The sequence below is a fragment of the Pseudocitrobacter sp. RIT415 genome, assembly GCF_003057695.2.
Classification (GTDB): domain Bacteria; phylum Pseudomonadota; class Gammaproteobacteria; order Enterobacterales; family Enterobacteriaceae; genus Pseudocitrobacter; species Pseudocitrobacter faecalis.
The window spans coordinates 133,288-145,325 of record NZ_QBJC02000011.1 but is presented as its reverse complement, the minus strand read 5'-3'; the positions used below and the strand labels follow the sequence as shown (position 1 = coordinate 145,325).

General features: G+C 55.3%; 11 protein-coding genes. 4 read left to right on the top strand and 7 right to left on the bottom strand.

Annotated features, from left to right (window positions below; genetic code table 11):
• Positions 1-94: 94 nt before the first annotated feature.
• The gene (gene ychH / locus DBY68_RS13130; protein ID WP_108475377.1) at positions 95-370 is read right to left on the bottom strand and encodes a stress-induced protein YchH; all 276 of its coding nucleotides are present in this window, start codon (positions 368-370) and stop codon (positions 95-97) included.
• A 273-nt stretch (positions 371-643) separates the two neighbouring features.
• Between ychH and pth the strand changes: the two genes are divergently transcribed.
• Together pth and ychF are read left to right on the top strand one after the other, a co-directional pair.
• The gene (gene pth / locus DBY68_RS13125) at positions 644-1,228 is read left to right on the top strand and encodes an aminoacyl-tRNA hydrolase (RefSeq protein ID WP_108475376.1); all 585 of its coding nucleotides are present in this window, start codon (positions 644-646) and stop codon (positions 1,226-1,228) included.
• Positions 1,229-1,343: 115 nt separating this feature from the next.
• Positions 1,344-2,435: a redox-regulated ATPase YchF gene (gene ychF, locus DBY68_RS13120; RefSeq protein WP_108475375.1), complete on the top strand. Its 1,092-nt coding sequence runs from the start codon at positions 1,344-1,346 to the stop codon at positions 2,433-2,435.
• A gap of 60 nt (positions 2,436-2,495) precedes the next feature.
• On the opposite strand, the gene DBY68_RS13115 is transcribed toward ychF, so the two are convergent.
• Complete coding sequence (locus DBY68_RS13115) at positions 2,496-3,422, bottom strand: aromatic alcohol reductase (RefSeq protein WP_108475374.1); 927 nt, start codon at positions 3,420-3,422, stop codon at positions 2,496-2,498.
• Positions 3,423-3,507: 85 nt separating this feature from the next.
• Between DBY68_RS13115 and DBY68_RS13110 the strand changes: the two genes are divergently transcribed.
• Positions 3,508-3,909, top strand: a complete 402-nt coding sequence (locus DBY68_RS13110) for a helix-turn-helix domain-containing protein (protein ID WP_108475373.1) — start codon at positions 3,508-3,510, stop codon at positions 3,907-3,909.
• Positions 3,910-3,987: 78 nt separating this feature from the next.
• Here the strand turns inward: DBY68_RS13110 and prpE are convergent, their stop codons facing one another.
• The 4 genes from prpE to prpB are packed head-to-tail and all read right to left on the bottom strand — an operon-like array spanning position 3,988 to position 9,489.
• Positions 3,988-5,874, bottom strand: coding sequence for a propionate--CoA ligase (prpE, locus tag DBY68_RS13105; RefSeq protein ID WP_108475372.1), 1,887 nt, complete (start codon positions 5,872-5,874; stop codon positions 3,988-3,990).
• Positions 5,875-5,895: 21 nt separating this feature from the next.
• Positions 5,896-7,347: a bifunctional 2-methylcitrate dehydratase/aconitate hydratase gene (locus DBY68_RS13100; protein WP_108475392.1), complete on the bottom strand. Its 1,452-nt coding sequence runs from the start codon at positions 7,345-7,347 to the stop codon at positions 5,896-5,898.
• Positions 7,348-7,391: 44 nt separating this feature from the next.
• On the bottom strand, positions 7,392-8,558 hold the full coding sequence (prpC, locus tag DBY68_RS13095; protein ID WP_108475371.1) for a 2-methylcitrate synthase: 1,167 nt from the start codon (positions 8,556-8,558) through the stop codon (positions 7,392-7,394).
• Between the two features lie 40 nt (positions 8,559-8,598).
• Positions 8,599-9,489, bottom strand: a complete 891-nt coding sequence (gene prpB, locus DBY68_RS13090; RefSeq protein ID WP_108475370.1) for a methylisocitrate lyase — start codon at positions 9,487-9,489, stop codon at positions 8,599-8,601.
• Between the two features lie 272 nt (positions 9,490-9,761).
• Here prpB and prpR point away from each other — a divergent pair, with 272 nt between their 5' ends.
• Positions 9,762-11,342: a propionate catabolism operon regulatory protein PrpR gene (gene prpR, locus DBY68_RS13080; protein WP_108475368.1), complete on the top strand. Its 1,581-nt coding sequence runs from the start codon at positions 9,762-9,764 to the stop codon at positions 11,340-11,342.
• Here prpR and urtE read toward each other — a convergent pair.
• Positions 11,339-12,037: an urea ABC transporter ATP-binding subunit UrtE gene (gene urtE / locus DBY68_RS13075; RefSeq protein ID WP_108475367.1), complete on the bottom strand. Its 699-nt coding sequence runs from the start codon at positions 12,035-12,037 to the stop codon at positions 11,339-11,341. The two genes, prpR and urtE, sit on opposite strands and share 4 nt — an antisense overlap.
• Position 12,038 lies beyond the last annotated feature (1 nt).

Sequence of the window (12,038 nt, the reverse complement as noted above, 5' to 3'; positions counted from 1 at the left end):
GGCCCTGGAAGTATCCAAAAGCGCATAAAAAGAGCCAGTCAGTCGCTTAACTGACTGGCATTACTCCTTCGGGAGCCATTTTTTTTATCAGATATCAGTGACTGGTGCGTTTGTCTCGGCGACAACGTTTATCATAATGGCGTACCCACCAGTATCTGTCGCAAACCTGTTCGTGTCCGCCGACACGCGCCCCGGCAAGCCAGAGGATTGCGCCGATAAAGATGCTTAACACAGCACCATGCGCGAAAAACTGTGGCAAATTGAACTGTGGCAACTGGTTTAAGATAGAGTAGCCGACACCGCCGACCATCACGACCAGGCCCAGACCCATGAGCACATTACCGAGTAACGAAGCGTTTTTACGTTTCATATGTCACCTCCGAGCTTTTGGGCTTAAGGGAAATATCCCTTCTCCTTGTGTGTAAAGTATAGACACCACTTTTGGCAATTTGTGCGATGGTGATCGCAATTACGAACATTAACGCAACAAAACTTTACATTTAAGTTACTGAATTACATCAAGTCCGAATGGTCACCCGAATGAACTATTCAGTTTTTGCCGCTTTGGGCGCTTATTTTTGTCAAGTGCGCGATCACCACGTAAACTACGCGCCAGAAATACGACCAGTGCAGGAATAATAACGTGACGATTAAACTGATTGTCGGCCTGGCTAACCCCGGCGCAGAGTATGCTGCGACGCGCCATAACGCGGGTGCCTGGTATGTCGATTTGCTGGCGGAGCGCGCACGTGCCCCGCTGAAAGAAGAAAGTAAGTTTTTTGGCTACACCTCGCGCATTAATCTTGCGGGTGAAGACGTGCGTCTGCTGGTGCCAACCACATTCATGAACCTGAGTGGCAAAGCCGTCGCCGCGCTGGCAACGTTCTATCGTATTAATCCGGATGAAATTCTGGTGGCGCACGATGAACTCGACCTGCCCCCGGGTGTGGCGAAGTTTAAGCTCGGCGGTGGTCATGGCGGCCATAATGGATTGAAAGACATCATCAGCAAACTGGGTAATAACCCCAATTTTCATCGCTTACGCATTGGAATTGGCCATCCGGGCGATAAAAACAAGGTTGTCGGTTTTGTTCTCGGCAAACCGCAGGCATCTGAACAGAAGCTGATCGACGAAGCGGTAGACGAAGCAGCCCGCTGTACGGAAATCTGGCTGAAAGATGGCTTAACCAAAGCCACCAACCGTTTGCACGCCTTTAAGGCGCAATAACCGTTGAACTGCGGCATTTTTGCCGCATGCCGTGTATAATAGGCAGAGTTATTTACTTTTCTGATACCTGTTATCTCTAACAGGTTGATTATCAAAAGATTAAGGTGATTTAAACATGGGATTTAAATGCGGTATCGTCGGTTTGCCTAACGTGGGCAAATCCACCCTGTTCAATGCGCTCACAAAAGCAGGTATTGAAGCGGCGAACTTCCCGTTCTGTACCATTGAGCCGAACACCGGTGTTGTACCCATGCCCGACCCGCGTCTGGACCAGCTGGCTGAGATCGTTAAACCCCAGCGCATCCTGCCAACCACCATGGAATTCGTCGACATCGCAGGCCTGGTAAAAGGCGCGTCCAAAGGTGAAGGTCTGGGCAACCAGTTCCTGACCAACATCCGCGAAACGGAAGCGATTGGCCACGTGGTTCGCTGCTTCGAAAACGACAATATCATCCATGTTTCCGGCAAAGTGGATCCGGCAGAAGATATCGACGTTATCAACACCGAACTGGCGCTCTCTGACCTTGATACCTGCGAACGCGCGATTCACCGTGTGCAGAAGAAAGCCAAAGGCGGCGACAAAGATGCAAAAGCGGAACTGGCGGCTCTGGAAAAATGCCTGCCGCAGCTGGAAAACGCCGGCATGCTGCGCGCGCTGGATTTAAGCGACGAAGATAAAGCCGCTATCCGCTACCTGAGCTTCCTGACCCTGAAGCCGACCATGTACATCGCTAACGTCAACGAAGACGGCTTCGAGAACAACCCATACCTGGATAAAGTGCGCGAAATCGCTGCTGCCGAAGGTTCTGTGGTCGTTCCGGTGTGTGCTGCTGTCGAATCTGATATCGCCGAGCTTGACGACGAAGAGCGCGACGAATTCATGCAGGAACTGGGCCTTGAAGAGCCGGGCCTGAACCGCGTGATCCGCGCAGGTTACGCCCTGCTGAACCTGCAAACCTACTTCACTGCGGGCGTGAAAGAAGTGCGCGCATGGACAATTCCTGTCGGCGCGACGGCACCGCAGGCAGCCGGTAAAATCCACACCGACTTTGAAAAAGGCTTCATCCGCGCCCAGACCATCGCGTTTGAAGACTTCATCACCTATAAAGGTGAACAGGGTGCAAAAGAAGCCGGCAAAATGCGTGCAGAAGGGAAAGATTACATCGTGAAAGATGGCGATGTGATGAACTTCTTGTTCAACGTCTAAGACAGTTAGTTCTCATCAATGTCATAAAAAATCCACGCGAATGCGTGGATTTTTTTAATGTCATGCCTGCTTTATGAGCCACTGCGCCGCCGTGGTCGTGTTGATACCGTGCAGATAATTGAAAGTTGTTTTTTTATCCCACGCGACGCCGTCAGGTCTGGCGAAAGCTAGCCGGTATTTTGCGCCCACATCATCAGGATTATCGCGCACCTCATCCTGAAGCTGTTTTCTGACGCGTAATTCTCTTTTTACTTCTGTTTTCCAGTGCTCCTGCATTAAATCAGCCAACTGATTATAGGTGAGCGTATCCCCGGCGATATAGACAATCTCATTACGAAAAGCGGGTTGATGAAAGAATATCGTTGCCGTCAGCCGACCGATATCTTCAGGGGTAGTCAGCGTGATTGCATACTGCCAGTCACCCAGGCCATAAACCGTTTTTCTTTGGGTATCAACGACACCAAAACTGGGCTCAAAGAGGTAGCTGGTAAAAATACCGGTAGAAACAATGACCCACTCAGTTGCGTTCTGCCCCCGCAGCAGATGGCGAACGTCAAGCTGCTCATCCCATACCTGTTGTCCGCTACCTTTGCCGATGACATCATAATCTACGCCGAACTGCCACGGGAAATAGCGTTCTACGCCTGCGTCCAATACCGCCTGCGTCACCTTCATCTGCGTGCCCGGCCCTCCGACAAAACCACTGCAGTTGATAACCGCATCAAAAGAAGCAAAGATCTTACTCAGCTCTGAACAATCATTTTTCTCCAGATCCCCTATGACGACCGTCACGCCCAGTTTCATTAGCTCATCAAGCCTATCCTTACGCGAGCCTGAAATGGCGTTAGCCGCCTCTTTTCTGAGTAACACACTGATTTTCACCTGCCCATGTTGAGCTTTGTCACTCATCGCCCGGATAACCTGGATGCCGAGTTCCCCCGCGCCGAGGATAAGCACTGTATTTACAGATTTATTTTCACGCTTCATGCTTGTCTCCTGTCGTAGTACAGGGTCATCCTGACATCTGACAGGGTCTGGCTCAATTAGGCACATGAATGATACCGGAGGCGGGATGACGTCTGAACAGGAAGCATTGCTGAAGTTTTCAAAAGAATTTTGCGACGAATTAAGCCACGACGATGAAGGTTTGAAGCGTGAGATCCTTGCCCATGTTGGTAATCGCTGGTCGCTGGGAGTGTTACACATTCTGGGTACTGGCGGCGCGCTTCGTTATGGCGAGATACGACGCAATCTTACGGGTGTGACTCAAAGAATGCTGACCCGAACCCTACGACATCTTGAGCGGGATGGGCTTATCTCTCGCTGTGATTATCAGGAAAAATTGCCAAGAGTGGTTTACGCGATTACGGATATGGGAAAAGAGATGCTTCTGCAGATGTTGCCATTGTGGTCGTGGATCATCACATCCACTGATAATTTCAGGGTTGCCAGGGCAAAGTATGACGGCAATTAAGAAACGTACGATGACAATCTGGCGACTCCTGCAGCCTGAAAAAATCCACGCACTCGCGTGGATTTTCACAATCTACCCTCACTCCCCCAGCGCCCGTCTTATCTCCACCAGCGCATTCGGATCCTCAATCGTGGTTAAATCACCTGGGTCTCTTCCCTCACAAATCGCCTGCATCGCACGCCTGAGCATTTTGCCGGATCGCGTTTTCGGCAATTGTGAAACAAAGTAAATCCGCGCCGGTCGTCCGAAATGGCCAATCTGGTCATCCACCCGATGCTGGATTGCCTGCTCTTCCTCCTTCGCCACATCGCGTAGCAGCAGACTATCACCCTGTTTAGGAATAACAAACGCCACGGCAACCTGCCCTTTTACCGCATCCTTTACGCCCACTACCGCGACTTCCGCGACGTTACCGTAGCCGGAGATGCTCTCCTCAATCTCGCGCGTGCCGAGGCGGTGTCCGGCGATATTAATCACATCGTCCGTGCGCCCGAGGATAAAGTAATAACCGTCATCATCCCGAATCCCCCAGTCAAAGGTTGCGTAGACCGGGCGGTCGAACAGCGACCAGTAGGTATTGACGAAACGCTCATCATTGCCCCAGATGGTCTGAATACAGCCCGGCGGCAGCGGCCCTTCAATCACCACCATGCCCTTTTCATTCGCCGCGCATTCCTGGCCGGTATGTTCGTTGAGCAATTTAACGTGATAGCCGAACATCGGCACGCCGGGGCTGCCGAGGCGTGTCGGGCGATCGCTAAGCTCGCGGGCGATCGCCATAATTGGCCAGCCAGATTCCGTCTGCCAGTAGTTGTCGATGACCGGGATGCCCAGCGTTTCGGTCACCCAACTGGCGGTTGGTTCATCCAGCGGTTCCCCGGCGAGATACAGCACTTCCAGCGACGATATATCGTGGTTGCGAATTTGCGCAGTCGGGAATTTTTTCAGCACACGGATAGCGGTCGGTGCCGAAAACATTCGGCTAACCTGATACTTTTCAACGATCTTCCACCAGACGCTACAATCCGGCCAGGTCGGGGTACCTTCAAAAACCACCGTCGCCATGCCCGCCAGCAGCGGCGCATAGACGATATACGAATGCCCCACTACCCAGCCAATATCCGAGGTGCAGAAGAAGACACCGCCCGCTTTACCGCCAAAAATCGTCGCCATCGTCGTCGCCAGCGCCACGGCATAACCACCGACATCGCGCTGAACGCCCTTCGGTTTGCCGGTGGTGCCGGAGGTGTAGAGAATGCAGGAGGTTTCGCTCGATTCTAACCAGACAACCGGCACCAGGGCATCGAGATGCTGCTCACGCAGCGTCGCGTAATCCACATCACGTTCAGCCACACGCTGCATCGGCGCCAGCCCGCGATCCACCAGCAGCACCCGTTTTGGCGGATGTTCCGCCAGCGAAATGGCATCGTCGAGCAGTTTTTTATAAGGGATCACTTTGCCCCCGCGCGATCCGCCATCCGCAGAGACGATCAGCACCGGACGCGCATCATCAATCCGCGCCGCCAGGCTGTGCGAGGCGAACCCGCCAAACACCACCGAGTGAATCGCGCCAATGCGTGCGCAGGCCAGCAGCGTAATATGCGCTTCGGCGATCATCGGCATATACACCAGCACCCGGTCGCCGCGGGAGACGCCAAGCGTTTGCAGCATCGCTGCCGTGCGATTCACCTCGGCGTGCAGCTCGCGGAAAGTAAATGTTCGCTCCTCACCGGTTTCCGCCGACACGGCAATCAACGCCAGCGCCTCCGGTTGTGTGGCAAGCCAGCGATCGATCGCGTTATGGCATAAGTTAGTCGTACCGCCACAAAACCAGCGGGCAAACGGCGGATTGTCATAGTTGAGCGTGCGTGTAAACGGCGTATGCCAGTCGATGCGCCGGGCCTGCTCGGCCCAGAATGCCTCCGGGTCGTCAATCGACCGCTGATAGAACGTCTCATAAGACATCGAAGTCTCCTTCTGAACGGATCAGATGACGAACAGATCGAGGAACGCGTTGACCGGCATCTGCTCCAGACGCTGACGGTCCAGGGAGGCCTCCAGAATGCGTTGCTGCTGACGCGCCGGGAACTGGCGCGCCAGGTTGGTTTTAAATTTCTCGATCAGCAGCGGGATCCCCTCTTCACGGCGACGGGCGTGGCCAATCGGATACTCCACCACCACTTCCTCAAAGCGGCTACCGTCCGAAAACTCGACGGTTAAGGCATTGGCAATTGAGCGTTTTTGCGGATCGTGATAATCGCGGGTAAACGCCGGGTCTTCGTGACAATGGGTTTTGGCGCGCAGAATATCAATGCGCGGGTCGCAGGCGATATTCTCTTCGTAATCTGCGGCAGTGAGACGCCCGAACAGCAGCGGGATCGCCACCATATACTGAATGCAGTGATCGCGGTCAGCGGGGTTAGTAAGTGGCCCTTTTTTATCGATAATACGAATACAGGCTTCATGCGTGCGAATAGTCACGCGCTCAATATCCGCCGCGGTTTTCCCCGCCGCGACCATTTTTTGATGTAACGTCATCGCGGCTTCCACGGCTGTTTGCGAGTGGAACTCTGCCGGGAAGGAGATTTTAAACAGCACGTTCTCCATCACGTAGCTGCCGTAAGGACGCTGGAAGCGGAACGTTTCCCCTTTAAATGAGACATCATAGAAGCCCCAGGTTTTGGCGGTCAGCGCCGTGGGATACCCCATCTCACCCGTCTGCGCCATCAGTGCCAGCCGCACCGCGCGTGATGTGGCGTCACCCGCCGCCCAGGATTTACGCGTGCCGGTATTCGGGGCATGCCGATAGGTACGCAGCGACTGCCCATCAACCCACGCCAAAGAAACGGCGTTTAAGATCTCATCACGGCTCAGGCCGAGCATCTCAGCCACCACCGCTGTCGAGGCCACTTTCACCAGCAGCACATGATCCAGCCCCACCTTGTTAAAAGCGTTTTCCAGCGCAATGCAGCCCTGAATTTCATGTGCCTTAATCATGCCCGCCAGCACTTTCTGCATGGTGAGTGGCGCTTTACCTGCGGCTACCGCGTTACGCGACAGCCAGTCGGCGACCGCCAGAATTCCGCCGAGATTGTCAGAGGGATGCCCCCACTCCGCCGCCAGCCAGGTATCGTTGAAATCGAGCCAGCGGATCATCGCGCCAATGTTAAAAGCCGCCTGCACCGGATCGAGCTGGAACTGGGTGCCCGGTACTTTGGCGCCGTTGGGCACCACCGTTCCCGGCACAATCGGCCCCATCAGTTTTTTACATGCCGGATACTCCAGTGCTTCCAGCCCGCAGCCCAGCGTGTCGAGCAGGCAGTAATGCGCGGTATTCCACGCAACGCCAGAATCAATCTGATAATTCATCACGTAATCCACGATATCGACGATTTCCTGGTCGAATGCCTGATGAAGATTGGTCATCGGTTGAGACATATTGGTTTTCCCGTTTTCGTTATTGTCAGAGGTAAGCAGATGAATCACTGGCGATTTTCCAGCGCGACAAAAGGTTTATCTTCCGGCCCGGTATAGTTGGCTGACGGGCGGATGATTTTATTGTCCTGGCGCTGTTCTATGACGTGGGCCGACCAGCCCGTCACACGCGCCATCACAAACAGCGGCGTGAACATCGCGGTGGGCACGCCCATCATGTTGTAGGAAACTGCCGAGAACCAATCGAGATTGGGGAACATCTTCTTGGTTTCCCACATCACCGTTTCCAGGCGGTCGGCGATGTCATACATCTTCATGGAACCCGCTTCACGGGAAAGCTGATGGGCGATGGTTTTGATCACCTGATGGCGCGGGTCGGAGATCGTATACACCGGGTGACCGAAGCCGATAACCACTTCTTTGTTGTCGATACGGCGGCGAATATCCTGCTCGGCTTCGTCCGGCGTTTCATAGCGTTGCTGAATATCGAGCGACACTTCATTGGCCCCGCCGTGCTTCGGCCCGCGCAGCGCTCCAATCCCGCCGATAATGGCGGAATAGATATCCGAACCGGTTCCGGCTATCACCCGCGAGGCAAACGTTGAGGCGTTAAATTCGTGTTCGGCGTAGAGGATCAGCGAGGCGTGCATCGCCTTCACCTGGCTTTGTGGCGGTTTGTGTCCGTGCAGCAGGTGCAAAAAATGACCACCAATGGAGTCGTCATCGGTTTCCGGCTGAATACGCTCACCGTTGTGGCTGTAGTGATACCAGTAGAGAAGAATGGAGCCGAGCGACGCCAGCAGTTTGTCCGCGATATCGCGTGCGCCGGATACCGAATGTTCCTCTTTCTCTGGCAATGTACAGCCCAGCGCGGAGACGCCGGTACGTAACACATCCATAGGGTGCGATGCCGCTGGCAATGATTCCAGCACGACCCGCACATTAGCAGGTAAGCCACGCAGCGCTTTCAGCCGCGTTTTGTAGGCATGCAGTTCATCACGATTAGGCAGTTTGCCGTGAATCAGCAGATACGCCACCTCTTCAAACTCGCAGTGCTTCGCAAGGTCGAGAATGTCATAGCCGCGGTAGTGCAGATCGTTGCCGCTTTTGCCCACGGAACAGAGGGCGGTATTTCCGGCAGGCACCCCGGAGAGCGCCACGGATTTTTTCGGTTTTGTGGCAGTCGTGTTTTGCAAAATGGTCGCTTCGCTCATACTGGCCTCGTCATTATTATGTTGTGTAGGGTAAAACCGTTTACTTGCCGCGTTTGCTGGCAAACAGGGCGTCGAGTTTCTCTTCAAACTGGTAGTAGTTGATGCTTTCGTAGAGTTCGCTGCGGGTCTGCATAATGTCGATAACGCTCTTCTGCGTGCCTTCCTGTCGCAGGACGTTATAGACCTGTTCCGCGGCGCGGTTCATGGCGCGGAAGGCCGACAGCGGATAAAGCGCCATCGCCACGTGCGCGCTGCGCAGTTCGTCAGTGGTGAACAGCGGCGTCGCACCGAATTCGGTGATATTGGCAAGAATCGGTACCTGCACCGCATCGGCAAACTGGCGATACATCGACAGCTCGGTAATGGCTTCCGGGAACAGCATGTCGGCCCCGGCTTCGATATAGGCGCGGGCGCGTTCGATGGCTGCCTCCAGCCCTTCCACCGCCAGCGCGTCGGTACGCGCCATAATCACAAAGTCCGGATCGGTACGGGCATCCACGGCGGCTTTAATGCGATCGACCATCTCTTCGGTTGAGACAATCTCTTTATTCGGGCGATGGCCGCAGCGTTTCGCTCCCACCTGATCTTCAATATGCAGCCCCGCCGCACCGGCTTTACTCACCGATTTCACCGTACGCGCCACGTTAAATGCCGAAGCGCCAAACCCGCTATCAACGTCCACCAGCAGCGGCAGCGAACAGACATCGGTAATACGGCGAATGTCGGTCAGCACATCATCCAGACCAGTGATGCCTAAATCAGGCAGCCCAAGCGACCCCGCCGCCACGCCGCCGCCGGAGAGATAAATCGCCTGAAACCCGGCCCGCTGCGCCAGCAAAGCGTGGTTTGCGTTGATGGTGCCTGCAATTTGCAGCGGTGATTCTTTGCTCAGTGCCTGGCGGAACGCCTGACCCGGTGATTGAGTGCTCATGCACACCTCTTTGTTGTTTAAATGTTGCTTTCACGTAACAAAACAAGAGCAAGCGATGTGCCAGAACGGCTGCGTGGGATCACAAAAAACAAAACAGCAGAATATTGATAATAAAATCATCATGTTGAATATACTGCTTCACGCGATATCGCGTAAGCATGCGGGTAAAGCGCTTCAGCTAACGTTTCAGGGATTGTTTCGCCTCTTGATTTTGAAACATCTATGAAACACAACTACAACAGATCAGGTCTCCCTCATGTGAGTGCGTTGTCATGACCGATAACATCACGCCAGCGGCAAAACCGGTTATCTGGACCGTCTCAGTGACGCGCCTGTTTGATCTGTTCCGCGATATCAGCCTTGAGTTCGACCATCTGGCGACCATTACGCCGATTCAGCTCGGTTTTGAGAAAGCGGTGCAGTACATCCGCCAGAAACTGGCCACCGAACACTGCGACGCGATTATTGCCGCCGGTTCGAACGGCGCGTATTTGAAAAGTCGCCTCTCGGTGCCGGTTATCCTTATCCACCCCGGCGGATTTGACCTGTTACAGGCGCTGGGCAAAGCACGCCGCGTGGCCGACCGGATCGGCGTCATCACCTACAAAGCGCCGCTTCCCGCGCTGCAGGAGTTTCAGAAAAGTTTTCATCTCCCGCTCGATCAGCGCAGCTATGTCACTGAAGAGGATGCCCGTAGCCAGATAACCGAGTTGAAAGCCGCCGGGATCCGCGTAGTGGTCGGTGCCGGGCTAGTGACCGAACTCGCCGAAGAGGCCGGGCTTGCGGCAGTCTTTCTCTATTCGGCTGCCACGGTGCGCCAGGCGTTCAGCGATGCGCTGGATATGACCCGCTTTTCCGACACCGTGCGCAGCACCGCCCAACGCGACACCCTGCGTACCCGCTACGGTCTGGGCGATCTGGTCGGTGAATCAGCAATAATGGAACAGGTGCGCCGAACGATTCTGCTCTATGCGCGTTCCCCGGCGGCGGTGTTAATTGAAGGCGAAACCGGCACCGGGAAAGAGCTGGCGGCGCAGGCGCTGCATCAGGAGTATTTTGCCCGCCATCGCCCACGCGCGGGCCGTGGCTCGCCCCCCTTTGTGGCGATCAACTGCGGGGCAATAGCGGAGTCGTTGCTGGAAGCCGAGTTGTTTGGCTATGAAGAAGGCGCGTTTACCGGCTCGCGACGCGGCGGGCGCAGCGGCTTGCTGGAAACCGCCAACGGTGGAACGCTGTTTCTCGATGAAATTGGTGAAATGCCGCTGCATCTGCAAACGCGCTTGCTTCGCGTACTGGAGGAAAAGCGCGTGACGCGCGTCGGGGGGCAACAGCCGCTGAGCGTTACGTTTCGCGTGGTAAGCGCAACGCATTGCGATCTGCAACAGGCGGTTGCCGAGGGGCGTTTTCGTGCCGATCTCTTTTTCCGCCTGAGCGCCTTACGTCTACGCATTCCCGCTCTGCGCGAGCGTGGTGACGATATCGCCCTGCTGGCGCGACGCTACCTGACGCAATCGCTGGCGGCACTGGATTCGCCCCTGAGCGACGCCCTTCATCGACGCATCACACTCTGCCTGCCCCCGCTGTTGCGCTACGCCTGGCCTGGCAACATTCGCGAACTTCGCAATCTCTGCGAGCGGCTGGCGCTGCTGCTCAGTAGCGACATGATCGGCGATGAGCAGGACCTCCCTGCACTTCTGCCAGAGCTATATGACGCGGAAAATACGCTCACATTTCCCCCGTCAGCCACCGACGCGCTGGCGCAGTGTGGCGGCGATCGCAGCGCCGCCGCGCGTTATCTGGGGGTCAGCCGCACCACCTTCTGGCGAAGGCTGAAAGAGGAACAGGCGCGCTAAATCGCCACCAACCCCCGCACGCCCTGCGCCTCCATTTCATCACCGCGCCCGCGCTGAATAATCGCTCCGCGCGACATCACCAGATAGTTATCCGCAAGTTCGGCGGCAAAGTCATAAAACTGCTCCACCAGCAGAATCGCCATGTCGCCGCGATTGGCGAGGCTTCTGATCACCGCGCCAATCTCTTTGATGACCGATGGCTGAATGCCTTCGGTTGGTTCATCAAGAATAAGCAGTTCAGGCCGACAGGCGAGCGCGCGGCCAATCGCCAGTTGCTGCTGTTGCCCGCCGGACAAATCGCCGCCGCGTCGCTGTTTCATTTCACGCAGCACCGGGAAGAGTTCATAGATCTCTTGCGGCACCGCGTTTGCGTCACGCCCGGAGAAACGCGCCAGCCCCATCAACAGGTTTTCTTCTACCGTCAGACGCGGGAATATTTCGCGCCCCTGCGGCACATACGCAATCCCTTGCTGCACGCGCTGATGCGGCTTCATCCCGTTAATCACCTTCCCTTTCCAGCGGATCTCACCGGATTTTGCCGGAATCACGCCCATCAGACATTTCAGCAGTGTGGTTTTTCCCACGCCGTTACGCCCTAACAGGCAGGTGATTTCACCCGGCGTGGTGTCGAACGATAAGCCGCGCAGAATGTGGCTGCCGCCGTAATATTGATTAAGATCCTGAACCTGCAACATA

Bases quoted from the DNA above. Each gene is read 5' to 3' on its own strand.
- DBY68_RS13110 (WP_108475373.1), top strand. From the start codon at position 3,508: ATGACGTCTGAACAGGAAGCATTGCTGAAGTTTTCAAAAGAATTTTGC.
- prpB (WP_108475370.1), bottom strand. From the start codon at position 9,489: ATGAGCACTCAATCACCGGGTCAGGCGTTCCGCCAGGCACTGAGCAAA.
- prpC (WP_108475371.1), bottom strand. From the start codon at position 8,558: ATGAGCGAAGCGACCATTTTGCAAAACACGACTGCCACAAAACCGAAA.
- DBY68_RS13100 (WP_108475392.1), bottom strand. From the start codon at position 7,347: ATGTCTCAACCGATGACCAATCTTCATCAGGCATTCGACCAGGAAATC.
- ychF (WP_108475375.1), top strand. From the start codon at position 1,344: ATGGGATTTAAATGCGGTATCGTCGGTTTGCCTAACGTGGGCAAATCC.
- urtE (WP_108475367.1), bottom strand. From the start codon at position 12,037: ATGTTGCAGGTTCAGGATCTTAATCAATATTACGGCGGCAGCCACATT.
- ychH (WP_108475377.1), bottom strand. From the start codon at position 370: ATGAAACGTAAAAACGCTTCGTTACTCGGTAATGTGCTCATGGGTCTG.
- prpR (WP_108475368.1), top strand. From the start codon at position 9,762: ATGACCGATAACATCACGCCAGCGGCAAAACCGGTTATCTGGACCGTC.
- DBY68_RS13115 (WP_108475374.1), bottom strand. From the start codon at position 3,422: ATGAAGCGTGAAAATAAATCTGTAAATACAGTGCTTATCCTCGGCGCG.
- prpE (WP_108475372.1), bottom strand. From the start codon at position 5,874: ATGTCTTATGAGACGTTCTATCAGCGGTCGATTGACGACCCGGAGGCA.